Here is a 25740-nt window from a genome sequence, read left to right as displayed (position 1 = left end):
GCTTCCTTCTACTTAATTAGAGGTTGTTCAAATAGTCATCTTTTGAACTCTCTCTTATAACTCATAGTCTACAGCGATAGAACTTTCCTTAAACTCGTTCATATGTTGAATCACTGCCTGATGTACGGGGTGAACTTGATAGGCTTGTAGAGCTTCTAATGACTCTACTTCCGTAATAAGTGAAATGTCGTAAGATCTTTCAGAACGAATAACATCGATCCCAACTTCTATGGATATGAGCTGAGGTATTTTCCCCTTCATATCTCGCAGTACATCTGCCGTTCTATTAATACTTTCAGGAGAACTATCTTTTAATTTAAACAATACAATATGTTTTATCATGGAATACTCCTTATCATCTTAAAGTAATAGGTTTATCAAAAATATAACATACCACATGACTTTCGGAAAGAAGCTTGTCATTTATAACTTCTTATTGCTATCCTTATTTTTCAAAACAGCAATCAATCTCGTTATTTGGTCGGGAAGCGGTAACCCTAGTTGTCCATAATTCTCGGTAATAGATATGAGTTCATTCGCCATGTAAAAGTAGATCACTCCACTTTTCACCGCTTCGATTCCATTACCTAGCAAAAGATCCATTTGATGCGCTATTAATATAACAAGGAACATTAACGCTTTTCTAGTTAACCCCCAAAACCCAATTTTGCTATTAAGTCCAGATTTAGTCTTAATAGCTGCTAGCACTCCCGTAATATAATCAATAATAATAACAATTAAGAAAACAGTAAGTACTTGAGTCCAGCCACCAAACAAAAATGCAAAGATGGTTCCAATAACTCCGCTCATTCCTTTAAGGAAATATATATTCATCCAAACCACACCCCCATAACCTCCAACGTACATTATCATATGTTGGAGATGCTAGATTGCGTTGGCGTATATCATCATTCTCAATAGATTCATAGAGTTAGTCTGATTGTGAATTGGGGATGATTAGTGTTATTATTGAAGTACAATGAACATGTAGAGTAATAAATTTAATTAAAATTATCGGAGGAATTATGCCTATACAACTAGAGAAACATTCGATCCAGGCTTGGGCTCTGATCAATCGTAAGTATTTAGGAAAAGGTGTTCGCGTGAAACGTTTCCGCAAACCCACTCGTTGTCAAATACGCAATCGTGTTCTGCTCGCTATTCTGATGGTAAAAGACATCAAACTGTCTACATTGGCTGAGGAACTTTCTATATCATCTCGAAGTGTGAGTGCTTGGGTATATGAAGGAAGAATTCCCGGCAAGAAAAATATGGAGAATGTATGTCGGCATTTAGGTTATCCTCGACATATTCTATTTAATGAAACTCTCCTTGAGCAGAATCCTATCATTTGCCAGCCTACCCATTCGAAATTCATGCGAAGAACGATAACTCGTTCTCCAGTTAGCAACCATATTCTTACCGGGCTTTGTATGGTTTATGATCTTTCAGTAAGTGATGTGAGTAAATGGATTGAAGTTCATCCGGGTACATTCCGTAAATGGTTACACCAGGGGACACTACCATCTATATCATTCCAACAAAAGGCAGAAGACTTTTTCCGAATCCCTAAGACTATTCTATTTGCAGACTGCGTATTGTAACCACATAAAGCTCGGAGGACTGAAATACATCACAGTCCTCCGAGCTTTATTCATTCTGCACACAAGAAGAAACGGCTATATCGTCTTTTTAAAGGATGGTTATACTTATGCCTGTTCCTTCAAAGACTTCAACTTCTTCATCACATTATTCTCACCACGACCGAAGTAATCATGGAGCTTGCTATATTCTTGATACAACACGTCATATACTGCCTGATTCTCAGGAATTGGCGTAAAGCTATCGTCACGGATGCGAGCCATATGACTTGCAGCATCAACGATATTGTCATATCCGCCTGCCTCCGTACCAGCCGCTACCGCAGCAAACATAGCTGCACCAAGAGCAGGTGTCTGAGTAGATGCAGCCACTTTTATCTCACGACCAGTAACGTCAGCATAAATCTGCATAAGTAACCTATTCTTCTGTGGTAATCCACCACAAGCATATAATACATCAACAGGAACACCATTATTATGGAATGCATCCACAATTTTACGAGTTCCGAAAGCTGTAGCTTCCAGTAGCGTACGGTATACTTCTTCTGGCTTCGTTAATAGAGTATATCCAACAATTAAACCTGTTAGATCCGTGTCTACCAACACAGAGCGGTTTCCATTCCACCAGTCAAGAGCCAACAGTCCCGTCTGACCTGGACGGTATGCTGCCGCTTTCTTCTCAAGCCATTCGTGAACGGAGATGCCTTCCTCCTCGGCCTGATCTTGCACCGTACTAGGAACAGACTCATCGACGAACCATGCAAAAATATCCCCTACGGCTGATTGCCCAGCTTCATAACCGAAATAACCAGGAATAATACCGTCTTCTACCGCACCGCACATTCCTTCTACTTCGCGTTCTTCATCTCCCAATAGAAGATGGCAAATGGATGTGCCCATAGCCATAACTAGCTTGCCTGGAGTAACTACTCCTACAGCTGGAACAGCTGCGTGTGCATCTACATTCCCAACAGCAACTGCGATTCCAGCCATTAGCCCCATCTTCTCGGCCATTTCTGAGGTCAACCCACCCGCTTTAGTCCCAAGAGGATACACTTCACCCCGTAGCTTCGTATCTGCAATATTCTCCAGCCGTGGATCTAGCGCTTTAAAGAATTCTTTGCTAGGATATCCATCCCGTTTATGATGAATAGATTTGTAACCTGCCGTACATTGATTCCGCATCAAATTACCACACATTTTCATAATAACCCAATCCGTTGCCTCAACAAATTGGTCTGCAGCATCATAAATTTCTGGTGCTTCATTTAAAATCTGCCACACCTTTGCGATCATCCACTCCGAAGATATCTTACCGCCATATCGTGGAAGGAAGTTCTCTCCTCTTTCTTCAGCGATAGCATTTAATCGGTTAGCCTCATCCTGAGCGGCATGATGCTTCCATAATTTCACCCAACTATGTGGGTTTTCTTTATAATCATCTACGAAACATAGTGGTGTACCATTTTCATCTATCGGAAGCATTGTACATGCTGTGAAATCAATTCCAATACCGATAACGTCCTCTGGTGAGATACCCGATTCCTTCATAACAGCTGGAACTGAATTCGTCAGAACCTCGATATAATCTGCGGGATGCTCAAGAGCCCAATCCATTCCTAGCTTCAAACCGTTCACAGGAAGAACTTCGTCAATAACACCATGACGATAGGGCGTCACATGCGTTGCTATTTCGTCACCATTCGTTAGATTCACAAGTACTGCTCTTCCTGATTCCGTACCATAATCCACGCCAATTGCATATTTCGTACTCATCTTAGTTATCCTCCTTCTTCTGACCATAGTAAGCATTCGCGCCATGTTTACGGAAAAAGTGTTTATCTAAAAGGGCTTGATCCATTGAACCTAGTTCTGGATTCAGTATAAAAGAGCGGTACGCCATCTTAGCAACCTCTTCGGTTACAACAGCATTATGAACAGCATCATGCGCATTCTTCCCCCAACTAAAAGGAGCATGCAGGTTCACCAGAACACTAGGTACATCCATTGGATTCAAATCTTTAAAAGTTTCTATAATGACATGACCCGTCTCTAACTCATATTCACCCGCTATTTCTTCGTCTGTCATTCTTCTAGTACATGGAATAGTTCCATTGAAATAATCACCATGCGTCGTTCCTAGTGCTGGAATCCCACGTCCTGCTTGTGCCCAACTTGTAGCCCAAGATGAATGTGTATGTACAACTCCACCGATGCCTTCAAAGCTTCGATATAAAGCAAGATGTGTTGGTGTATCCGAAGACGGTCGAAGATCTCCTTCAACGATATCTCCCTGTAAATTTACAACAACCAATTGTTCCGCCTTTAATTGTTCGTAAGGTACACCGCTTGGTTTGATGACTACCAGCCCTTGCTCGCGGTCAATACCGCTAACATTTCCCCAGGTAAATGTAACTAACCCATACTTCGGAAGGCTTAAGTTCGCCTCTAATACTTCCTGCTTCAGTTGTTCTAACATGTATACAGCATCTCCTTTTCCCTACATTCATTTTCGGTGAAGATGATCATGTAAGCGCATCATATAATGACCAATATCATTTCAGTTCTAGCGTAATAAGGAATCAATCCGCTTCTTGCTACGATTATATTATACACTTGTACGTACAACTTTTCCAACCTTTTTCGGAATAAAATAAAGAGCCCTTTCCCATGATGAGAAAAGACTCTAAGTTGTGTCTAGATGGACCAATCCGGCAACCCAAGGATACTTCATTGTTTAGGTATGGCCGTTGACTCTCGAATAACTAGCTCAGGCTTGTAAATCATTTGACTATCCTCAGGTAACTCTGATTTCCCTTCAATCATAGAGATAAGCCATTCAGCAGCTCTAATTCCCAGTTCCTGCTTCGGATGACTTATCGTTGTCAGCTTTACTTCAGTGGCTGTTGCCAAGAATGAATCATCAAATCCTACAATTGATAAATCATCAGGTACAGATAACCCCGCAGAACGCACTGTATCAAGTAAAGTTACTGCCAATTGATCGTTATATGTGACCCATCCTGTCGGTCTATCCTCAACAGATTGACTCAATAACTGCTTAGCTTGCTGAATGGGTGTATCATTCTTCTCCTCTGTCGTATACGTGAATACAGAAGAAGGGGATATCGATACATTGTATTTATGGTGCGCGGAAATGAACCCCTTCATTCGACGGATGCCTTGCTTATCATCTGTTTTGAAGAAGCCTGCTAATCTTCGATGTCCTAATGAAATCAGGTGCTCAGCTGCAAGGAAGCCACCACGTTCATCATCCACGCGTAAACAGGGTGAATTCATTTCTTCATACGCAGCATTAAGCATAACATACGGAATTCTCCTATTCTCCAGCGTCAAGAAATAGCTGAGATTAGGATTACGTTCTCCGCTTTTGGTCGGCTCTATAATAAGTCCACTGAGGGATTGATCAAGCATCATCTCAAGACACTCTCGCTCCTTGCCCCGATCATTATCCGTACTAGATAATACAAGGCGGTATCCTCGGCTACTTAGCTCACTCTCAATACCTTGTACGATTAATGGGAATATGTAATCCGATATATAAGTCGTAATGACACCGATAGTCTGAGTACTGTTACTGACTAACTTAACACCCGGTTCGTTAGATACGAACGTTCCTTTACCTTGAATACGATATAGCCATCCTTCCTGCACCAATTCACCAATAGCCTGCCTCACCGTTTGACGGCTAACTTTATACTGTTCAGAAATCTCATTCTCTGAAGGGAGTTGGCTTCCTGGCAAAAGCTTAGATGAATGAATCCAGGATAGAATCTCTTGCTTCACTTGCTTATATTTCGCGATCATGTATTCCTCCGTTAGAACATTGATATCCAAACAAACAGAAACGGCTATGCCATCCTTTTTCAAGAAGTTTATGCTTCCGATGCTAGCGATACTTCGTATCGCTTTAAGGTATCCGTCTCTGCCGAAATATAAGAAATTGAGTATCAAGTGAAACTTATACTTTCTTATATTTTGTTGAACTCTAAATCGTACAACATTATAACACAGAGAAGGGTTGTACGTACAATATCGTTCACTTTATTGCATTTAACGTTCCTGTTTTACTTGGTTCATATATTTCAGACCTATAAAACGATCTTTCAATGTATGTACCGGTAGACTCACCACAAAAGCTGTCCCTTCACCGGGTCGGCTTGTTACAGTTACGCTCCCTTCATGAATCTCGACAATCTTCTTCACCAGCGGCAGACCGAGCCCACTTCCGCCTTCACTAGAACTTCTGGCCGTATCCACCTTATAAAAGCGCTCGAAGATGCGGGGCAGGTCCTCCTCAACAATGCCTATGCCACTATCTTTTATCGCAACCTCTATTCTCTTATCGATAGTCCGTAGTCGGATCTTAATAAGCCCGCCCCGTGGGGTAAACTTGATGCTGTTATGTAGTAAGTTCGTCCATACTTGACTCATCAAATCCTCCACCGCATGCATAGATATCTCTTCAAGCTCAGCCTCCACCTCAATATTTTTCCCCAGCCATTGAGGCTCAGAGACCAGTATCATCTCCCGTAACTGCTTATCTAGACGGTAAGTTCTAGCCTCAAACGGGAAGCTACCTACCTCCAGCGCTGACAGCTTCAGCAGATTGTCGCTGAGACCAGACAGGCGAATACTTTCCGATTCAATAATATCAAGGTAATGTCTTCTGCTATCCAGGCTCAGAGTCTCATTCTGTAACGCGCGTGCAAAACCGCGGATAGATGTCAGCGGCGACTGAATCTCATGCGATACATTGGAGATGAAATCCTGACGCATTAACTCCATTCGGCTCAGCTCGCTGGCCATCTCATTGATTCCCTCAACAATTCCCCCAAACGGACCGTATCGTTTATCATTTTCTAATACAACCTTGAAATCGCCTTTGGAAATTTGCCTTATCGCCTTAATGATCGAAATATAGAAGGATTTCTCCCGTCCGCGCGTGGCTAACCCGGCAATAGCGACCATACAGAAAAGAATTGGAATTTGAATTAGCATACTGATCATTTGGGTTACATAGGTCGAGGATGGCATCCCAAAAGTCCGAAAAATAAATTGAGAGGTAAAATACGCCACCGTCCATGAAGCAAAAATCGCTGTAAAAAACACCAATATACCCATTATAGCCTTGGCTATTTTCCTAAATCTTTTCATCTTACATCACCCTCCAAGCGGTAACCCAGCCCTCGGATCGTACGGATAACAAACCCATATGTCTCCTGGGGAAAACGTTCACGTAGGCGATTAATATGTACATCCAGTGTACGTTCGTTGCCTACATAATCATAGCCCCAGATGTCTTCAATCAGTCTATCTCTTGTCAGTGTCTGCCCAGGGTAACTACCTAGCTTAAACAGCAGTTCATATTCCTTAAGGGGTAGGGTTATATCTCCATGTTCCGAGAATACCTCGTACGTTTTGCGATTCATTCGCAAACGGCCAATGATTACACTTTGTGCGGCGGAGATCTGGTAGCGTTTCAATAGCGCTTTAACCCTCGCTATGAGCACCAGCGGCTCAAACGGCTTCACTAGATAATCATCCGTCCCAAGTTCAAAACCTTTAACAATTTGAGAAGTTTCGCCTTTGGCCGTCAACATAAGAATCGGGAAATCATAGGTTTTCCGTAGCTGCTTGCATAGTTCCCAGCCGTCCATATTCGGCATCATTACATCGATAATAGCCATATCTACAGCAGTGCTTTCGAGGAAATGGAGAGCTTCCACTCCATCGGAAGCCTCATATACCTCATCTATCCCCTCGGCCCTTAGAAACACTTCAACTAACTCGCGGATATGCGGGTCGTCATCCACCACTAATATTTTGGTCATATACCTGTCTATCCCCCTCTTCAGCGCTAATATAACCTTCCGGTGCTAGCACTTGGAGTTGCTGAGTGGCGAATTGTCGGTAAAGCTCATGGCTCTGAAGCAGCTCTTCGTGCCTTCCCGTACCGGTAATCCGACCCTTCTCCATAAATATAATCTGATCGGCGTTCACAACCGTAGACAGCCGATGCGCAATGACAACCGTTGTCCGTCCCTTCATCAGATTGGAGAGTGCCTTTTGTACAACGGCCTCCGATTGACTGTCCAGACTGGAGGTAGCTTCGTCCAACATTAATATAGAAGGATTGCGTAGCAATGCTCTGGCAATCGCAATCCGCTGACGCTGTCCACCCGACAACTTCACACCGCGTTCTCCCACATCCGTATTATAACCGTCCGGTAGTTCTTCAATAAAGCCGTCGGCATATGCCATTCGTGCAGCATTGCTCATTTCATCACTGCTAACTTCACGCTCCAGCCCATACGCTAAATTCTCGGCAATGGTACCGGCTAGCAGAGGACTTTCTTGGGATACATATCCGATTTGACGGCGCCAAGATGCTAGGGAAAAAGTTGAAACTGGCTTATCCCCGAATTTGATCACACCTGATAATGGTACATAGAACCGTTCCAGAAGGGAGAATAACGTCGTCTTGCCACCTCCGCTCGGTCCAACTATCGCGGTCACCTCACCGGGTAGCATCTTGAAATTCACATTGTTCAGCACATTCTCGCCAGTCTTATATCCAAAGGAAACCCCTTCCACACTAATAGCAGTCTCTGCACCATCTACATTCTCTTCCCCATCGTAATTCTCCTCTTCTGCCGCCAGTGTTTCAATGATACGCTCCGAGGCACCTTTCGCTTTCTGAATTTGCGTAAAAAATGTCGTCAGTTGAGTAAGCGGCATCACAATATTAATCAAATACAAAATAAAAGCTACCAATTCACCCGCCGTCAAAACACCCGCCGAAACCTGCATCCCCCCGTAGCCGATGATGACTACAAGCAGCATCATAAGCACAAATGAGACGAGTGGGCTGATCATAGCATTAATCTTACCCTCACGGATTCCGAAGGATAGCAGATTCATAATACCCGTTTTCCCAGCCTCATATTCTTTGCGTTCTGCCCCGGAGGACTTAACCAGTCTTATTTCCGACAATACTCCACTTAGTGTAGCTGTGAATGAAGCAGTTTCATCCTGCATCCCTTTTGATATTTTGTACATCTTATGCCCAAGTGGCACAAGAATAAGTGCAGACAGCGGAAGCACAGTGAACAGTACGAGCGTCATTTTCCAATTCAAATAGAGTAATACCGAGATCGAACCAACAATAGAGATCACGCCGGTAAAGAGGCTTGCAATATGCTCCGATACCAGCGTTTTGATTACCCCCGTGTCGTTCGTCATGCGACTGACGCTCTCACCCGTGCGAGTTTCGTTGTAGTACGCCACAGGTAGAACTAGGAACTTGCGCCACAGTCGTTCACGAAGAGCTGCAACCATCTTCTGCCCGACATAGTTCAGTAAATAGATAGATACGCCTCCGGCTATTGTCTGCGCGATAAAAGCGCCGGCAATAGCCGCAATTTGCATTCTACTGACAGAAGCTAGCGAGAAGCCATCTACTAAGCTTTTGGTAAACCAAGGAATAACTAATCCTACCAGAGTTGATATCACGCTAAGTGCAATAGCTATAGCCAGTAAACCATAGGAAGGCTTTGTTTCTTTCAATAGAGTCAAGAACGGCTTACTTGCCGTACCCCGCTGACGTTTGGATGCTTTCTTATTCATGGATGTATTTCTATTCATCGATGTTCCCCTTTTCTTCTCGGATATATGAAAGGAGTCCGAGGACACTTTCTTGCCGTAAGAATACAATAATCTTCTTATGTAAACTGAAGTTAAACGAACCATTGTCATGTGTACGTCATTAGGAATTCATTCAAAATAGAAGGCATGACAGCAGGCATAATAACACGAGATATAACCCATTACTGCTACTGTCGCAGAAAAGGATTTATTGAGATAGAGCAGCATGTGGTGTGATCCCAGAAATGATAAAATCAAGACAGGTTTTAGGAAAAACAAAACAACCTTAGTCCAGCAGAATGCCAAACCAAGATTGCTTTGTGGCGTTTCAGTTTTAACTGTATCCTTTAGACCGGGACAGGATCAAAATACAGGAGCCATGCCGTATAGCGAATGAGACATTATTATGGGAACGGAGTTCTTCTTCTCTTCTGGAATGTAGCTTCTTTGCGTTCTATTTCCCAGCTCTAATATCTTTCATAGTCACTCTTTCAATCTGAAGATCTGAAAAGTCACTGACCAGACCTTTGCCGATTGGCGATTGAGAAACAATTCCTACTTTTAGCGTATCTGAAACCTTCAGATTAAAAACTCTTACCATCTGATAATGAGACCCATCCGTGGAGTAATGCATTGCAAATGCATCGCCTTTTCTACCCATCTGAAGCCATACACTTTTATCTGTTAGGTTCTGGCCGTTTGCATCGTCAGATACTCCGTTGGTTACAACGCTGACTACAGCATATGTATTAAAATCCGTATATTCATAACAAAGCTTTGCCCAGCGATCATCACTATCCATAATAAAAAGCGCAGCCCCATCAAATTTCGATATGAAATCATGCCTTACTTTGGCACGCAACACAAAATCACCTTGTATATCGGCATATAAAAAAGGAGCATTGTTCTTTACCTGCCCATTTTCTGGATTGATAAAATAATCCGTCTCCGCTGGTGCTGTGATCTGAATTAGGTCATCCTTTTCATCCATCTGAGATTCATTCAACCACTTTTCGAATAGATTCATATTATCGCTCCTAAAGTTATATTTATTTTTATTATAACTTACATTCACGCGCCCTACCAGACGCTAACTGGAAGATTGAGGAATTAGCGTCATAGCTAGTCTCCGAATTTAGAGACTGATCAAAAAGGGAATACTTTTTTTATATCTCTACTGCTGGTACAATCTTCTTAATATGAGAAGTTGAATCTTAAACTATGACATAGGAGTGAGGAATCCGTGCTGAGTAATCGATTGTCTATTAGTAGTTGGAGTTTGCACAGATGTTTGGGTCCATTGCGATGGACATTTTGGAATGAAGAAACGAGCACACAAGCAATGACCGTCGAGGATCAACCTTGCGAGTTTGAATTAATCGAATTGCCAAAGATAGCAGCTGACCGGGGACTAACCGATTTGGAATTATGCCACATCCACTTCCCATCTCGGGATACATCCTATCTGACTCAATTGCGCCATACATTTGAAGATACTGGGGTACGCTTTCATACATTACTCGTTGATTACGGTGATATTTCTTCCCCTAATCCCATACGTCGGGAGTCAGATATTAAATATTTAAAAGGCTGGATCGAAACTGCGCAAATTACAGGAGCATCAGCCGTTCGTATTGTAGCAGGCGAGCAACCTGCTGGGGATAAGGCGTCCATTGCTCGCAGCATTGAGGCACTGAAAGAATTAAGAGACTATGCCGAGGGCAAAAATGTTGCAATCGTCACAGAAAACTTCCGTTCCTTAACGTCTACCGTTAACAGCTGGTCAAGCATCGTGACTGGTGATCCCAACTCTTTTCAAACGATAGTAGACTTTGGTAATTTAGCTGCTCACGAGAAGGAAGAAGGCATCCGTTATGGAGCACCTTTGGCACATTCTATTCACGCAAAGCCGGAGTATTCAGCAGAAGGTGAAGTGAATGAGGAAGCGTTCTGTCGTCTGCTTGCTATATTGGCAGAGACGCCATCCACCGCGCCGATTTCAATTATTTATGACCGTGAGGGCAACATGTGGGCTGGAATCGAACGCATACAAAATATTATCAAACGATTTGATCAATAATTTGAATGGATAAATTAAAAACCGTGAATCCTTATGCTCAAGATTCGCGGTTCTTTATTGTTTCTTACTATAACACCCATTACCCAAATCGACCTGTTATATAATCCTGAGTCTTTGGATTGGATGGATTGGTGAATATGGTATCCGTAGCATCATATTCCATCAGAGTTCCTAAATAGAAATATGCGGTATAGTCAGATATTCTCGCCGCCTGTTGCATATTATGCGTAACAATAACGATGCTCAATTCCTTTTTCAATTCCACAATGAGTTCTTCTACTTTAGCTGTTGATACAGGGTCAAGTGCCGACGCAGGCTCATCTAGCAATAGAATTTGAGGATTGACAGAAAGTGCTCGGGCAATACAAAGCCGTTGCTGTTGACCTCCAGATAGGGATAGAGCAGATTGCTTCAAGCGATCCTTCACTTCATCCCATAGCGCAGCTTTCCTCAAACTGCCTTCAACGATCTCATCTAATTTCTGTTTATTTTTAATTCCATGATATTTCGGTCCAAAGGCAATATTCTCATAAATAGATTTATAAAAAGGATTGGGTCGTTGCCATACCATCCCAATTTTTTGTCTTAATTCAATAACGTCAGTACCCGGTGAATTGACGTCTTCACCACCAATCCAAATTTTCCCTTGGATTCTGGAACCGACAATTTCATCATTCATGCGGTTTAAGGAACGTAGAAATGTAGATTTCCCGCAACCAGAAGGACCGATTAAAGCCGTTACACTTTGTTCAGGAAAGTTCAAATCAATACCTTTTACTGCTTCGTAACTTCCATAAAAGACACTAAGTTTCTCGGTTCGAAAGGATGTTTGCATATTATTGTACCCCTATTCCATAACTTTAGAAGCTGTAAAGAATCGATATACTACTCTTCCTAGCCATCTAGCGAGCAAATTGAATACTAATACAAGGATTACGAGTACTGCTGAAGCTCCCGCTGCAATTGCAGCCGCATCCGGAGCAAGACCTTCACTATTTATTTTCCAGATATGAACTGCCAGTGTTTCTGCAGGACGGAATGGATTAATCGGTGACGTAGGACTCAGTGGATTCCAATCCGTGAAGTCAAGTCTCGGTGTGGACATCCCTGCCGTGAACAGAAGTGCTGCCGCCTCACCGAATACTCTGCCTGCTGCAAGAACGGTACCCGTTACAAGACTCGGTAAAGCTACCGGAAGAAGAATTGAAGTAATAATCTTCCACTTCGATAACCCAAGTGCAAGTCCAGCTTCTTTCTGCTCCTTAGCAACTCCTCTGAAAGCTTGCTCTGTAACACGCACCATGAGAGGTAAATTGAAAATGGTCAGTACTAGTGCACCTGAGAAGAGTGAGAAACCAAACCCGAATGTATTTACAATAAGCAATAAACCAAACAACCCGACCACGATGGATGGAAAAGAAGACAGCACTTCAACAACGAGGCGAATCGCGCCTGTAATTTTACCCGGTTTAGCATATTCCGCCATGTAAATCCCTGCTCCCAGGCCCAGTGGAATGGTAATAAGTAATGTAAGAACAAGTAAGAATAGTGAGTTGAATAATTGCGGTCCAATCCCCCCACCTTCTCTAATCGTCTGTGGAACTGATGTTAAGAATGACCAACTAATATGACTGAGTCCACGGAATAAAATATATCCCAGCAAAGCCAGTAATACAGCAACAATGATCAAGGAGAAGGTGACAATCACCCCAGTAGCAATTTTATCAGCTGTTTTTGGTTTCAAGTCCTATGTCTCCTTTCCAGTACTCTTACAATGATTACGAATATGAATGTCATGACCATAAGAGCAAGAGCCATACTCCATAAAGCATTATTTTCGATGGATCCCCCAACTGTATTCCCCATATTCAACGTAATAACACTCGTAAGTGTTGAAGCTGATTGGAACAACGAGGTAGGAATATGAGGAGCATTCCCAATAACCATCTGTACTGCTAACGCTTCACCAAATGCACGTGCCATCCCTAAGACTACCCCAGTAAGTATGGATGGTAGGACTGTTGGTATAACTACTCCAGAAATCGTCTGCCAACGTGTAGCACCCAGGGCAAATGAAGATTCCTTCAATCCTTTAGGAAGTGAACTAAGTGCATCGGTTGTAATACTGGTGATCGTTGGTAGAATCATAATGGAAAGCACTAGTGCACCTGCTGCTATCCCAATTCCTTGTCCTGGGAATATATTACGAAAGAACGGAACGATCACGGATAAGCCTACGAAACCATACACAACGGATGGGATCCCGGCAAGCAACTCAATCACGGGTTGAAGAATTCTTTTACCCCACCCTGGAACAATTTCAGTCATAAATAGTGAAGCACATATGCTTAAAGGACTAGCAATTAATGCTGCTAGAATGGAGGTTGCAAAGGATCCCGCAATAAATGGCAATGCTCCATAGAGTGGATTATCCGCATCTGGACTCCACTTTGTTCCAAACAAGAAATCACCAATATTTAGTCCATCTTTAATAAAGGTCGCAAGTCCTTTAGATGCCACGAAATAAATCATAGATACAATAATGATAACTAGAAGAGATACACAAAAGGTCGTGTAAATACGACCAATCCAGTCTTCCAAATGATGTTTTTTAATTAGAACAGGAGGTGGATTTTTCGCTTTCATAGTTGTCCTACTTTCTTAAAGTGAAAATAGAGGCAGATAATTCCGCCTCTTTTGGTAATATTAACTAATCTTAAGTAAATCTCTTCTATTATTTCTTAGTAACGTTGCCATCTGCATCACGGGATACTTGCATTTGGGATGCTGGAATGTACCCCAGTTCAACAACGTCTCCGTTTTGAACTTCATCTGAAGCCATATAATCTAGGAAGGCTTTTACTACTTCGTTAGGCTCACCCTTTGTATACATGTGCTCATAAGCCCACACTGGATATTCACCTGATGTTACGTTCTCTACTGTAGCTTCAACGCCATCATATTGAATGGATTTAATGGATTCATTTAGATATGATAATGCAAGATAACCAATCGCACCTGGTGTTTCTGCAACAAGCTTACGAACGTTACCTGATGATTCTTCTAGAATGGAGTTTGGAATATCTTCAACCTTCGTACCAAGTGCATATTTCTCAAAAGTACTACGTGTTCCTGAGCTACTTGGGCGGTTTATGATAACAATCTTCTCATCAATTCCACCTATTTCGTTCCAGTTCGTAATTTTACCTGAGAAAATATCTACCAACTGTTGCTTATTCAAGCTATCAACACCAACATCTTTATTCGCTACCGTAGCCATAGAAACGACTGCTACTTGATGATCCACCAATTCCTTCGCCTTATCTGCATCAGCATCTTTTAGCTTCTCTTCGGCAAATACGTCGGAGTTACCAATATCCGCTTGTCCGCCAGATACTTGCGTAAGTCCTGTTCCGCTACCGCCACCCTGTACTTGTACTGCTACTTTCGAATATCTTGCATCAGCCATAAACTTCTGCCCTACTTGTTCAACCAATGGTTGTAATGCCGTTGACCCAACTGCAAGAATAGATCCACTTAGAACTTCTTCTTTCTTTGTTTCTGTGTCTGTAGTATTAGCTGCCCCTTGGTTCGTTCCGTTGTTTGTTGCATTGTTTGTACCACATGCTGCTAGTGCAATAACTAGTGCGAGTGATCCCAACATAAGAAATGGCTTTTTGAATTTCATTCGTTAATTTCTCCTCCTATTTATATCTAAATTCGTCATGATGAGTTGTTTTCTCGTAACTCACAATCTCATTATAGTTCTCAATCATTTTTTCAAAATCGTTCTTTTGTAAACTTAACAATAAATCTCTCCATATAAACTTTATTTATGTATAGATTTTATCTATAATGATACGAAGGATGATCATCTATCCTATGTCAAACTTAATAAGGTGGGAGAAACATCAATATCATTAAATTAATGATCCTTGTGCATATAGAGAAATATAAAAAAGTGACCGATGTTGCACGAGAAATGAATATGAAACAACCCTCCGTAACTTTCCATATGAAGAGCCTAGAAGAGGAATTAGGCACAGTCCTATTCGAATCAAAGAGAGGACGCATGGTGCTAACTGAGGCAGGGCAAGCACTCTACCCTTACGCCTTGAAAATTACAGGACTAGCCGCCGAAGCGAAAAAGGTTGTTCAAGATTACACCTTATTAGATAAAGGTACTCTACGCATTGGTGCGGATTGTGGTACTAGTACGTTCCCGTTGCCTCAACTGATTACTGCCTTCACCAAACGCCATACGGGCATTCAACTCCAAGTCATTGTAACTCCAACTCAGACCATCAGAACCTTGTTAAGTGATCGTGAAATCGATGTTGCTTTGTATCACGCAAAGGTTCAGCAGCTATCGGATGAAGAGCTAACCACTACTCAATCTATATTTGATGATGAAATAGTAGTCATCTTTGGAGCTAATCATCGTTTCGCGAATCTTCAACATCTCGAACCTCAACTTATTGCCATGGAATTTTTCATTCAGCATGCTGAAGGTTCCTTCGTCAAACAATTTACACATGAATGGTCCAACAACAATAACATCCACCTATGGGAACGAATTCAGCTTGATTCACCTGAAGCGATCAAGATATCCGTACAGGCTGGACATCATATCACGTTCTTTCCCAAACGAAGCGTTCAACAGGAACTTGAACTTGGCGTTCTCAAATGTCTTCCTATTCCAAACGATACCACTGCCATGATAAAGTCAGTCATTGCCTTCCAACACGATCCAACTCAACATTCACTACGTAATGAGTTTGTGGAGTTTGCTCGAAATTATACTTTGTAAAAAAAAAAAAGCCGTTAGATACTTGGTAAAAACCAAGTATCTAACGGCTTTAGTATATTTATTAAGATAAACGGGAGCTGTAGTCTTCATAACTGAATTGTCTAATGATTTTGATCCCATCAGCTTCGCTATATGTTGCAATTGAAGGAAGATTCACTCCATTGAACATATGATTCTTAACCATGGTATAGTGCCCCATATCACAGAATACAAGCTTGTCACCAGGTTTCAAAGGTTCTTTGAATGAATAGTCGCCAATGACATCTCCAGCAAGACAGGTCATTCCACCAAGTCTGTAGGTATGCTCATACTCTCCTGGTGTTCCTGCATCTATAATACTCGGTCTATACGGCATAGCGAGCACATCGGGCATATGGCATTCAGCGGAGGTATCTAGAATAGCAATGTTCATCCCATTGTCTACAATATCAAGTACTGTAGCAACAAGATATCCTGTATTCAAAGCGATCGCCTCACCCGGTTCCAGATATATATCTACTGAATACTTTTCCTTAAGATATAGAATCGTCCGGACAAGCGTTTCAATATCATAATCAGGTCGCGTAATGTGATGGCCTCCACCTAAATTAAGCCACTTCATGCCATGGATATATTCACCGAACTTCTCTTCCACCACTTTGACCGTACGCTCAAGGGTGTCCGAGTTTTGTTCGCACATGGTGTGGAAATGAATTCCGTCAATACCTTCTAGATCTTCAGGTCTAAAATTGGATAGCGTCACTCCAAGTCTTGAATGATCATAACAAGGATCATACAGTGGAGTCTCAATTTCAGAATATTCAGGATTGACGCGAATGCCACATTCAATTTTCTTCGAATGAACATTCTTTACTTTGTCCTTATATTTATTCCATTGATCAAAGGAATTAAACACAAGATGATCAACATAACCCAGAAGTTCATCAAATTCTCCGTCAATATAAGCGGGAGCATAAGCATGTACTTCCTTACCCATTTTTTCGTAACCAAGTCTGGCCTCAAATAATGAGCTCGAAGTTACACCCTTTAAATACTGTCCTACCAAAGGGAATACGGAAAACATGGAAAATCCCTTTAAAGCAAGAAGAATGCTAGCTCCTGTACGCTCTTGAACGGAATTCAGAACTTCAAGATTTTTAATAAGAAGTCTTTCATCTATAATATAACAGGGAGACGGTAGCGCACTAATATCAATGTCTATGCTCATTCTGTATCCCTCAATCCAGTAGCGTTGGCGAGAAATCCTCTTGCCAAGGCAATCCATGCTTATTCAAAGCTTCCATAAATGGATCTGGATCAAACTCTTCAACATTGTATACACCAGGTTTTTTCCAGATACCTTTGATAATTAGCATGGCACCAATCATTGCAGGAACTCCTGTTGTGTATGAAATTGCTTGAGAACCAACCTCTGCATAACATTCCTCATGTACACAAACATTGTAAACATAATAAGATTTAGGCTTTCCGTCTTTGGTTCCTTGGATAATACACCCAATATTTGTTTTCCCTTTTGTTCTTGAACCCAGTGAAGCTGGATCTGGCAGAATCGCCTTTAAGAATTGAAGAGGAACGATCTCTTTACCTTCGTATATGATAGGCTCGATGGAGGTCATCCCCACATTTTCAAGCACACGTAAATGATTAAGATAATTCTGTGAGAATGTCATCCAGAATCTGATCTTTTTAACACCTTTAATATTAACGGCTAAGGATTCTAATTCTTCATGGTACAAAAGATAGATGTCCTTCGGACCGATTTCTGGAAGATCATAAACCTTTTTCTCAGAAAGTGGTTCCGTTTCAATCCATTCACCATTTTCAAAATAACGACCTTTAGCTGTAATCTCACGAATATTTATTTCAGGATTGAAATTTGTTGCAAAGGCATAGCCATGATCGCCAGCGTTCGCATCCACTATATCAATGGAATGAATCTCATCAAAATGATGTTTTTGCGCATGTGCAACGAAAACGCCAGTAACGCCTGGGTCAAATCCGCTCCCTAGTAGCGCTGTAATACCTGCTTTTTCGAATCTCTCTCTATAATCCCACTGCCATTTGTATTCAAACTTTGGCGTATCCAGTGGTTCATAGTTAGCAGTGTCCACGTAATGAACACCTGTTGCAAGGCATGCATCCATAATGGTCAAGTCCTGATAAGGGAGAGCCACGTTGATCACTACATCTGGCCCGAAACTCTTAATCAACTCAATTACCTCATCAGTATTATCAGCATCCAGCTGAGCCGTGTGAATAATCGTACGGCCTCCGGCCAATTTATTTTTTAGAGCTTCGCATTTTGAAACAGTCCTACTTGCTATGCAAATCTCTTCAAAAACATCCGGGTTCTGGCAACATTTGTGAACAACAACACTCGAAACGCCGCCAGCGCCAATAATCAAAGCTTTTCCCAAAATTGATAACCTCCTATAATTCATATGCAAAATCAACAAGAACGATTATACAAAATATTATACAAATAATCAATGAAAACGACAATAATCTATCATTTTTCATGAAAATCGCTTCCTTTATCCATAATCCCTCTAGAATTCATCAACATTCTTCATATACCATCGTTTTAAATCATTAAAGTAACACACATAGAAGCACTTGGCATTTAGTGGAATTAATATTGATTTTAGTCATTTACAGCGCTACACTATTTTATAGGATATGTTCATCCTTACATAGTAAATCTGAGAGGTGAAAATACGTGCCCAGCTTAATTCTAGAAGGAGGAACACTTCGTCCTATATTCAGTGCAGGTGTCATGGATGCGCTACTAGATCAGGAGTTGATGTTCCCTTATTGTATTGGTGTGTCTGCAGGAATCAGCAATGGATTCTCTTATATCTCTAAACAGAAACAGAGAAATTTAGAGATCCTTGAAAAGTATCGTCATGATAAACGATATATAGGTTACCGAAATTTTCTGCGTAGTCGTAGCCTATTTGGATTAGACTTTGTATTCGATGATATCCCAAATAAGTTACTCCCCTTTGATCTGAAGACTTTCCATAGCTACAGTGGACAACTTCTAGTGGGTGTCACTAATGCCCAAACTGGATTGCCGGAATATATGAATGGAATGCATATTGATAAAAAGTCGACTATGTTACGAGCTACATGTGCCATTCCCATGTACTTCCCTGCAATTGAAATGAACGGATATAACTATTATGACGGTGGATTATCTGATCCGATCCCCATTCGCAAATCCATCGCAGATGGCAATAAACAGCATCTTATCGTACTGACCCAACCGAAAGGCTACGTTAAGCAATCTAGCAAGCAAAATGCGATGATTGGCAAGTTATTTAAAAGTAAATATCCCCATCTTGAGGAAGTCTTACTAACTAGACACAATAGATATAATGAAACTGTGAAGTTCTGTGAGCAATTAGAACAAGAAGGGCGGGCTATCATCCTTCGTCCTAAGCGATCTCTTAACAGCTTTGAGAAAGATATCAACAAACTAAGGGATGCCTACCAGCATGGCTACGACTTGGCTAGCGACCATATGAAAGTCATTCACAAACTATTTGTCTGAGGTGACGAGTTACAAATCACCCCCATTTGGGGACTAGAAACAAGAAATAAGACCGTATGTTGTACGGTCTTACTATTCATTTCAAACCTGTGTATGTCTATCTCACACCGATGGTCTAAGCGTGAAAATCGGTTCCGGATTGAACCGCTTTAACATGCCCAACACGGACGACGAAATCACCGAAATGTTCGCCGTTCTGACGTTCCTTTGCAAACTGATGAAACATCGGATTTAATATGGATAGAATTTCTTCTTCTCCGATATTCTCCCGGTACATCTTATTCAATCGTTCACCGGCAAATCCTGCACCCAGATACATATTGTATTTACCAGGACCCTTACCCATAAATGCAATTTCACCCAGAGCTGGTCGAGCGCAGCCGTTAGGACAGCCCGTAATACGAATATTGATTTCCTCTTCGCTCAATCCAACCTCCGCTAGAATAGGCTCTATTTTGTCCAATAGAGAAGGAAGATAACGCTCTGCTTCAGCCATAGCCATCCCACAAGTCGGTAGGGCTACACAAGAAATAGAACTTCTTCGTAATGCGGAATAGTGCAATCCATCCGTGAGTCCATACTCCTCTATCAAAGCTTCAATTTTACGCTTCTTCTGACTTGTCACGTTACCAATGACAAGGTTCTGGTTCGGACTGAGTCGGAAATCTCCTGTATGAATCTTGGCAATTTCTCGAAGGCCAGTCATCAACGGATAATTTTCTTGGTCTTCAATCCGGCCACTCTGAATATAGAGGGTCAGATACCATTTGCCGTTAGTTCCCTTGATCCAGCCATAACGATCCCCATTATGTTTAAACTCATAAGGTCGTGCTCCCTCAAGTTTCCAGCCAAGTCTGTCCTGAAGTTCGTTAACAAACCACTCGATTCCGTATCTGTCGATCGTGTATTTGAAACGTGCGTATTTACGAACCGAACGATTCCCATAATCACGCTGTATCATAACCGTCTTCTCCGCCACATCGATGATCTGTTCTGGCGTGCAGAATCCAATAACCCGGGCTAATTGCGGATACGTCTGTGTATCACCATAAGTCATACCCATCCCGCCACCGACTGCAACGTTGAATCCCTTGAGTTTCCCTTCTTCATAAATAGCAATCAAGCCAAGGTCTTGGGAAAAGACGTCCACATCATTGTTAGGTGGCACTGCCACACCAATTTTGAATTTGCGCGGTAGATAGACCTTTCCGTAAATCGGTTCAATTTCTTCCTCATTCTTATCGGTGTCCACTACCTTTTCACCATCGAGCCAAATCTCATGATAGGCATTGGTCCGTGGGGACAAGTGATCGCTCACCTTCGTCGCCCATTCATACACTTCCGCATGAACCTCAGATTGATAAGGATTTGGATTACACATGATATTCCGGTTCACATCACCACAAGCGGCCAGCGTAGTCAGTAACGCGTCGTTAATCGTTCGTATACTCTTCTTTAAGTTCCATTTCAGAATTCCATGAAATTGGATGGCTTGCCGAGTAGTAATTCGAATGGATCCAGTGGTATATTCCCGAGCAATTCGATCCATCTCTAACCATTGTGCAGAAGTAAGGACTCCACCAGGTGCGCGTATACGCACCATGAACTGGTAAGCAGCTTCCAACTTTTGCCTTTGCCGTTCATTCCGTAAATCTCTATCATCCTGCATATAGCTACCGTGGAATTTCATCAGCCGATTCTCGTCCTCAGACATGGATCCAGTGATCCCGTCTTTGAGCGCTTCTTCAAGTTCCCCCCGCAGGTAGAGACTCCGTATCTTGATGTCTTCAACATCGCTTGGTGGGCCATCTTGTACCGTAACCGTTTTATTGTGCGTCATTTATTGCTCGCTCCTTTCACTTTCGTTCTTATGTCTCAATATACGTCGCGCTGATAGCGATTCTGCTGTTGCATATCAGCAAGGTATGCTACCGCTTCCTCGTTGCTCTTGCCGCCCTCTTGTTCAAGTATCTTAATTAAGGTGTTGTGGACATCATGAGCCATATGTTTCTCATCACCACAAATATATACGGAGGCACCTTCCAGCAACCATTGGTAGAGCTCTTGGCTCTTCTCAAGCATACGATGTTGCACATACACCTTCTTGTCCGTATCGCGGGAGAATGCGACATCCATCCGTGTTAGGACACCTTCCTTAACCCAGCGTTGGAAGTCCAGTTGATAGAGGAAATCTGTCAGGAAATGCTGATCTCCATAGAACAACCAATTCTTCCCTTGTGCACCCGTCTCCGCCCGTTCTTCGACAAAAGCACGGAACGGAGCTACACCAGTACCAGGTCCAATCATAATGATCGGTGTTTCTGGATTGGCAGGAAGCTTGAAATTAGGGTTCTGATGAATATATATCGGCAAAGAATCACCTGATTCCAATCGTTCTGCACACTGTGTAGAACATACACCATATCGCTCGCGTCCATTCACTTCGTAGCTCACTGTACGGATGGTAAGATGAACTTCATCAGGGTTGGCCTTTGAACTACTAGCAATCGAATAGAGACGATGAGGCATCTTCCGCAAGATCGATACGAACTCACGGGCAGAAGCTTCCCAAGGAGTGAAATCCTGCACCAAATCTAATAAATCTCGCTCGCTTAGATAAGCCCTAAGTTCTTGCTCATGACCTGGCTTTAGAAGTTCATGCAGATCATTGTTCGGGGTAAGCTTCGCGGCTTGCTCCAATAACGGCTTGGTAAGCACGGTAATCTCTAAATTACTTAGTAACGCCTCACGAAGCGGACGTTCTTCGCCTTTTTTATTGATCGGAACGAGCTCTTCAGCCTTCCAACCCATCTGCCCGATCAGTGCGTCCACTAAGTTGGCACTGTTCTCTGGGAAGATACCTACACAGTCACCTGGTTCGTACTGCAAATGGGATCCCTCAAGAGATAGCTCAAGATGACGCGTTTCGCGGTCTGATCCACGACCATTAAGATTCAAATTCTCAAGCACTTCAGCCTTAAAAGGAGACGTTCTAGAATACGTCGCTGATATCCCGTTCCCAATTGCTGTGACAGCTCCTGCAGCAACAGATGTTTCTGATGTTTCACTCAGGCTAGCTAGTACATTGTCAAACCACTCTGCCGCAGGTTCATCATAATCTAAATCACAATCAACACGTGGAGTAAGTCGGTTTCCACCTAACTCTTCTAAACGCGTGTCGAAATCCTTACCTGTTTTACAATAGAACTCATAGGAAGTATCACCTAAAGCTAGCACCGAGAACTGTAGGTCCTTCAATTGTGGTGCTCGCTTACTATGTAGGAATTCATAGAAAGGTAAAGCGTTATCAGGTGCATCTCCTTCCCCATGGGTACTCACGAGGATCAGTAAATTCTGTACCTGCTTTAAGCTATTGGATTTGAAGTTGCTCATGGAAGAGAGTACCACCTTAAATCCTTGCTCTTCCAACTTAAGGGTTAGCCCCTTCGCTAATCTTTGGCAATTACCTGTCTGAGACCCGAAGAGTACTGTCACTTCTCGAGAAACAGCAACAGGACTGTTCGTAATGAGTGCTGCTGGTACCTCCGAAATAGATTGCACGACAGCGTTTGGTGTCAACTGTGATGACGCACTTTGGCTAGCCGTAAGAAATCCGCTAAGCCAGATCTGTTGTGTCTCCGTTAGTGTTGGCAAGAGACGATTGAGTAGTTCTACTTGCTCCTGATTAAAAGGGCTGTTCATTACCTGAAGTTGCAACATTATCCACCTCACAAAGAAATACATTCATTTTAAAACCAAGTATACACATATGAATTAGTCAATAGATTATTCCAACCTATCATAAAGCGACAATAAGGTCAATGAGATTATACAATCGCTCAAATTCCGATAACTTTCTTATATTTAATTATAGTTTCAGATTAACCCATTAGTCCAATCACAGTATCACAATGGAATCATAAGTTTTTCTTATAGTTCGAGTTCAAAAAGTCAGCTTTTCAGCACCGAGAAGATTGGATGAAGCAAGGGAGTGAGGAGCGGAGCTACACGTTTTCGTAGAAAACGACTTCGGAAGCCTACGCTTGCAGTACCTACGTGAGCCCCTGAAATGTTTCCAGAAGAAACATACTTCGAAAGCATACGCTAGGACCGGCTGAATTCAATCTTCGATGTCGAATACGCTTCTCGGAATACTTCGTGATCAAAAGATGACTTTTTGAACTTCCTCTTATAGTAGGACGTCAACTTGATTAACCTCATCAGGCTCTTCAACATGAATCTTGAACACATTAATTTCCTGGAACAGCATTTGTGAAATTTCATTGATCTTGATGGCTTGCTCGGCAATATCACTTATAGCGTTGTCCTGCTCTATACTTGATGCGTTCACTTCCTGAACTCCCGCTGCAGTCTCTTCAGCAATGGAAGCAACACAATGAACAGATTCAGAAAGTCTGGCATTGTTAGTCCGGGTTATATTCACCTTATCGTGGATTTGTCCAATCTGCCTACTAATCTCTTCTATAGAATGGTCAATAGCATCAAAAGATGAAAGAGTCTCTGCTACTTTATGATCCTGCTTCTCAAAGTTCCCTTTCGTCACAAGCATATCTCTTTGAAAATCGATCATACCCGATTGCAAATCATTGATTATTGTTCCGATATGAACGGATGATTCTTTCGTTTGTACTGACAACTTCCTCACTTCAGCTGCAATAACGGAAAATCCCTTTCCATAGGCTCCCGCCTGTGCTGCCTCAATAGCTGCATTCAATGAGAGAAGATTCGTTTGAGTCGAGATTTCTGTAATCGAATTGGTAATTCTCGATATTTGCTTCGATTTCTCCACTAACTTAATTAACGCATCATATACATTTGCTATCGAATCACGAGATTGTTCGGATACGATCCGTAAGTCAGTGACAGCCTCAAACCCTTTACGGGTATTGTTATTAGCCGTTTCACTCGTCAATACCATAACCTTCGTATATTCCGTGATTTCATGAACTCCTTGTTCTAACTCTTGGATCAGACTCGCACTATGCTCGGATTGTTCAGCTTGTTGTCCCGCTCCAACAGATATTTCCTGAATTGTCTTCACAATATCCCGATTCGTGTGAGCAGTAATCGCTGAAGATTGTTGGAAGGAGTGCGCGTAAGTCGCTAAGGAGGATGCTGCCGATTGCGTTTGCTGAAGCATGTCCCTTACCCTCTGTACCATATGATCGAAATGATGACTCAGTTGACCTAGCTCGTCGTGATATGAAGAATTAATCTGATAGCGCAGATCACCTTCCGAAATTTTATGGAGAGCCGATTGTAGCTTGTTTACCGGAGATGTAAAGGAACGAATAAGTACTATCGCTATAACAAGCGTCATAAGAATTACGAGAATCGCAGCATAAGTAGTAATAGATGTTGTATCGTGTAATAAAATAAATGAATAATCTTCTGCCTTTTGTGCATTCTCTTCTGCCGCCATGTACAATTGTTCATTCGTATTAAGCATTGCTTGATTCATGGCAAGTGCTTCGATATGTAAGTTATCCATCTTCGCGAGGACCGTCAATGGGTTCCGTTCTTGAGTCTCAATTATACTGATTAATTCATCCATATTCCCTCTATATTTCTCAATCTGACTTTGTAGAAGTTGTAAATTGTTGAATGCTCCTGTATTTCCCTCAAAAGTCACCCTAGCTAATTTCGTATTAAGTTTATGCTGCGTTTGCTTGAAAGAATCCGCAAATTTAAGATCGCTAGACTGAGCAAGCGAAGTTTCCAATCCATTCAACTCTTGCAACAGTTGAGTCATTTGTGCGACGGTAATTCTTTTCTCCATCTCTATTTGTTGGATTTCCATTGAGGATTGTACGAGCTTTATTGTATGACTCTGATAAAGTGCCACCCCCAGAAATATTAGAGCAACAGCAGAGAAGCTTAAAATTAACTTCCATTTCATAGAAAGGTGCAAGGTATTTCCCTTCATAAAGTATCATCCTCCATTATTCCTATCAAATTGAATAGGTCTTTTTTACTATTCTCTTGATTGTAAGAGCTAGTTGTT

The 25740-nt window shown here is 42.0% G+C and carries 22 protein-coding genes; 4 read left to right on the top strand and 18 right to left on the bottom strand.

Translation table 11 applies throughout. The features are described from left to right. Positions 1–54: 54 nt before the first annotated feature. Together ACP8HI_RS03370 and ACP8HI_RS03365 are read right to left on the bottom strand one after the other, a co-directional pair. Positions 55–342 carry a Dabb family protein gene (locus tag ACP8HI_RS03370; RefSeq protein ID WP_438349728.1) on the bottom strand — a complete coding sequence of 96 codons (288 nt, stop codon included), beginning with the start codon at positions 340–342 and terminating at the stop codon, positions 55–57. 81 nt (positions 343–423) lie between these two features. After that, positions 424–810, bottom strand: coding sequence for a phage holin family protein (locus ACP8HI_RS03365; protein WP_438349727.1), 387 nt, complete (start codon positions 808–810; stop codon positions 424–426). 215 nt (positions 811–1025) lie between these two features. On the opposite strand from ACP8HI_RS03365, the gene ACP8HI_RS03360 reads away from it, so the two are divergent. Continuing rightward, positions 1026–1604 (top strand): XRE family transcriptional regulator, encoded by a 579-nt coding sequence (locus ACP8HI_RS03360; RefSeq protein WP_438349726.1) that lies wholly within the window; start codon positions 1026–1028, stop codon positions 1602–1604. A 105-nt stretch (positions 1605–1709) separates the two neighbouring features. On the opposite strand, the gene ACP8HI_RS03355 is transcribed toward ACP8HI_RS03360, so the two are convergent. The 7 genes from ACP8HI_RS03355 to ACP8HI_RS03325 form a co-directional block, all read right to left on the bottom strand. Beyond that, a complete protein-coding gene (locus ACP8HI_RS03355) occupies positions 1710–3377 on the bottom strand; it encodes a ribulokinase (protein ID WP_438349725.1) in 1668 nt (555 codons plus the stop codon). A 1-nt stretch (position 3378) separates the two neighbouring features. After that, positions 3379–4080 carry an L-ribulose-5-phosphate 4-epimerase gene (gene araD / locus ACP8HI_RS03350; RefSeq protein WP_438349724.1) on the bottom strand — a complete coding sequence of 234 codons (702 nt, stop codon included), beginning with the start codon at positions 4078–4080 and terminating at the stop codon, positions 3379–3381. 251 nt (positions 4081–4331) lie between these two features. Further along, positions 4332–5429 (bottom strand): GntR family transcriptional regulator, encoded by a 1098-nt coding sequence (locus ACP8HI_RS03345; protein ID WP_438351692.1) that lies wholly within the window; start codon positions 5427–5429, stop codon positions 4332–4334. Positions 5430–5675: 246 nt separating this feature from the next. After that, complete coding sequence (locus ACP8HI_RS03340) at positions 5676–6779, bottom strand: sensor histidine kinase (protein ID WP_438349723.1); 1104 nt, start codon at positions 6777–6779, stop codon at positions 5676–5678. Next, on the bottom strand, positions 6776–7456 hold the full coding sequence (locus ACP8HI_RS03335) for a response regulator transcription factor (protein ID WP_438349722.1): 681 nt from the start codon (positions 7454–7456) through the stop codon (positions 6776–6778). The genes ACP8HI_RS03340 and ACP8HI_RS03335 overlap by 4 nt, the downstream gene beginning before the upstream one ends. Beyond that, positions 7431–9269, bottom strand: a complete 1839-nt coding sequence (locus ACP8HI_RS03330; protein ID WP_438349721.1) for an ABC transporter ATP-binding protein — start codon at positions 9267–9269, stop codon at positions 7431–7433. The genes ACP8HI_RS03335 and ACP8HI_RS03330 overlap by 26 nt, the downstream gene beginning before the upstream one ends. Before the next feature lie 454 nt (positions 9270–9723). Continuing rightward, the gene (locus ACP8HI_RS03325; protein ID WP_438349720.1) at positions 9724–10296 is read right to left on the bottom strand and encodes a DUF1349 domain-containing protein; all 573 of its coding nucleotides are present in this window, start codon (positions 10294–10296) and stop codon (positions 9724–9726) included. Positions 10297–10512: 216 nt separating this feature from the next. Between ACP8HI_RS03325 and ACP8HI_RS03320 the strand changes: the two genes are divergently transcribed. Then, complete coding sequence (locus ACP8HI_RS03320) at positions 10513–11349, top strand: sugar phosphate isomerase/epimerase family protein (protein WP_438349719.1); 837 nt, start codon at positions 10513–10515, stop codon at positions 11347–11349. A 79-nt stretch (positions 11350–11428) separates the two neighbouring features. On the opposite strand, the gene pstB is transcribed toward ACP8HI_RS03320, so the two are convergent. The 4 genes from pstB to ACP8HI_RS03300 all read right to left on the bottom strand — a co-directional run bounded on the left by pstB (position 11429) and on the right by ACP8HI_RS03300 (position 15037). Further along, complete coding sequence (gene pstB / locus ACP8HI_RS03315; RefSeq protein ID WP_438349718.1) at positions 11429–12184, bottom strand: phosphate ABC transporter ATP-binding protein PstB; 756 nt, start codon at positions 12182–12184, stop codon at positions 11429–11431. 12 nt (positions 12185–12196) lie between these two features. After that, positions 12197–13093, bottom strand: coding sequence for a phosphate ABC transporter permease PstA (gene pstA / locus ACP8HI_RS03310; protein ID WP_438349717.1), 897 nt, complete (start codon positions 13091–13093; stop codon positions 12197–12199). Continuing rightward, positions 13090–13995, bottom strand: coding sequence for a phosphate ABC transporter permease subunit PstC (pstC, locus tag ACP8HI_RS03305; RefSeq protein ID WP_438349716.1), 906 nt, complete (start codon positions 13993–13995; stop codon positions 13090–13092). The genes pstA and pstC overlap by 4 nt, the downstream gene beginning before the upstream one ends. An 88-nt stretch (positions 13996–14083) precedes the next feature. After that, entirely contained in the window at positions 14084–15037 is a 954-nt protein-coding gene (locus tag ACP8HI_RS03300; RefSeq protein ID WP_438349715.1) for a phosphate ABC transporter substrate-binding protein, read from the bottom strand. A 240-nt stretch (positions 15038–15277) separates the two neighbouring features. Between ACP8HI_RS03300 and ACP8HI_RS03295 the strand changes: the two genes are divergently transcribed. Then, on the top strand, positions 15278–16159 hold the full coding sequence (locus ACP8HI_RS03295; protein ID WP_438349714.1) for a LysR family transcriptional regulator: 882 nt from the start codon (positions 15278–15280) through the stop codon (positions 16157–16159). 61 nt (positions 16160–16220) lie between these two features. On the opposite strand, the gene nspC is transcribed toward ACP8HI_RS03295, so the two are convergent. Both nspC and ACP8HI_RS03285 read right to left on the bottom strand, forming a co-directional pair. Continuing rightward, complete coding sequence (gene nspC, locus ACP8HI_RS03290) at positions 16221–17360, bottom strand: carboxynorspermidine decarboxylase (protein ID WP_438351691.1); 1140 nt, start codon at positions 17358–17360, stop codon at positions 16221–16223. Positions 17361–17376: 16 nt separating this feature from the next. Next, entirely contained in the window at positions 17377–18576 is a 1200-nt protein-coding gene (locus tag ACP8HI_RS03285) for a saccharopine dehydrogenase family protein (protein ID WP_438349713.1), read from the bottom strand. 302 nt (positions 18577–18878) lie between these two features. On the opposite strand from ACP8HI_RS03285, the gene ACP8HI_RS03280 reads away from it, so the two are divergent. Next, positions 18879–19715, top strand: a complete 837-nt coding sequence (locus ACP8HI_RS03280) for a patatin-like phospholipase family protein (RefSeq protein WP_438349712.1) — start codon at positions 18879–18881, stop codon at positions 19713–19715. A gap of 115 nt (positions 19716–19830) precedes the next feature. On the opposite strand, the gene cysI is transcribed toward ACP8HI_RS03280, so the two are convergent. From cysI to ACP8HI_RS03265, 3 genes are all read right to left on the bottom strand, one after another. Further along, on the bottom strand, positions 19831–21555 hold the full coding sequence (gene cysI, locus ACP8HI_RS03275; protein WP_438349711.1) for an assimilatory sulfite reductase (NADPH) hemoprotein subunit: 1725 nt from the start codon (positions 21553–21555) through the stop codon (positions 19831–19833). 35 nt (positions 21556–21590) lie between these two features. Next, positions 21591–23432: an assimilatory sulfite reductase (NADPH) flavoprotein subunit gene (locus tag ACP8HI_RS03270; protein WP_438351690.1), complete on the bottom strand. Its 1842-nt coding sequence runs from the start codon at positions 23430–23432 to the stop codon at positions 21591–21593. A gap of 472 nt (positions 23433–23904) precedes the next feature. Then, positions 23905–25635 (bottom strand): methyl-accepting chemotaxis protein, encoded by a 1731-nt coding sequence (locus ACP8HI_RS03265; RefSeq protein WP_438349710.1) that lies wholly within the window; start codon positions 25633–25635, stop codon positions 23905–23907. Between the last annotated feature and the right edge of the window lie 105 nt (positions 25636–25740).

The organism is Paenibacillus sp. FA6 (assembly GCF_051550225.1).
Taxonomy (GTDB): domain Bacteria; phylum Bacillota; class Bacilli; order Paenibacillales; family Paenibacillaceae; genus Paenibacillus_AQ.
Note: the sequence above shows the minus strand (reverse complement) of the source record. Positions and strands in the feature narration are given on the sequence as shown.

Excerpts from the sequence above, each read along its gene's own strand:
- ACP8HI_RS03370 (WP_438349728.1), bottom strand. The coding sequence starts at position 342 with ATGATAAAACATATTGTATTGTTTAAATTAAAAGATAGTTCTCCTGAA.
- ACP8HI_RS03365 (WP_438349727.1), bottom strand. The coding sequence starts at position 810 with ATGAGCGGAGTTATTGGAACCATCTTTGCATTTTTGTTTGGTGGCTGG.
- ACP8HI_RS03360 (WP_438349726.1), top strand. The coding sequence starts at position 1,026 with ATGCCTATACAACTAGAGAAACATTCGATCCAGGCTTGGGCTCTGATC.
- ACP8HI_RS03355 (WP_438349725.1), bottom strand. The coding sequence starts at position 3,377 with ATGAGTACGAAATATGCAATTGGCGTGGATTATGGTACGGAATCAGGA.
- araD (WP_438349724.1), bottom strand. The coding sequence starts at position 4,080 with ATGTTAGAACAACTGAAGCAGGAAGTATTAGAGGCGAACTTAAGCCTT.
- ACP8HI_RS03345 (WP_438351692.1), bottom strand. The coding sequence starts at position 5,429 with ATGATCGCGAAATATAAGCAAGTGAAGCAAGAGATTCTATCCTGGATT.
- ACP8HI_RS03340 (WP_438349723.1), bottom strand. The coding sequence starts at position 6,779 with ATGAAAAGATTTAGGAAAATAGCCAAGGCTATAATGGGTATATTGGTG.
- ACP8HI_RS03335 (WP_438349722.1), bottom strand. The coding sequence starts at position 7,456 with ATGACCAAAATATTAGTGGTGGATGACGACCCGCATATCCGCGAGTTA.
- ACP8HI_RS03330 (WP_438349721.1), bottom strand. The coding sequence starts at position 9,269 with ATGAATAGAAATACATCCATGAATAAGAAAGCATCCAAACGTCAGCGG.
- ACP8HI_RS03325 (WP_438349720.1), bottom strand. The coding sequence starts at position 10,296 with ATGAATCTATTCGAAAAGTGGTTGAATGAATCTCAGATGGATGAAAAG.
- pstB (WP_438349718.1), bottom strand. The coding sequence starts at position 12,184 with ATGCAAACATCCTTTCGAACCGAGAAACTTAGTGTCTTTTATGGAAGT.
- pstC (WP_438349716.1), bottom strand. The coding sequence starts at position 13,995 with ATGAAAGCGAAAAATCCACCTCCTGTTCTAATTAAAAAACATCATTTG.
- ACP8HI_RS03300 (WP_438349715.1), bottom strand. The coding sequence starts at position 15,037 with ATGAAATTCAAAAAGCCATTTCTTATGTTGGGATCACTCGCACTAGTT.
- ACP8HI_RS03295 (WP_438349714.1), top strand. The coding sequence starts at position 15,278 with ATGATCCTTGTGCATATAGAGAAATATAAAAAAGTGACCGATGTTGCA.
- cysI (WP_438349711.1), bottom strand. The coding sequence starts at position 21,555 with ATGACGCACAATAAAACGGTTACGGTACAAGATGGCCCACCAAGCGAT.
- ACP8HI_RS03265 (WP_438349710.1), bottom strand. The coding sequence starts at position 25,635 with ATGAAATGGAAGTTAATTTTAAGCTTCTCTGCTGTTGCTCTAATATTT.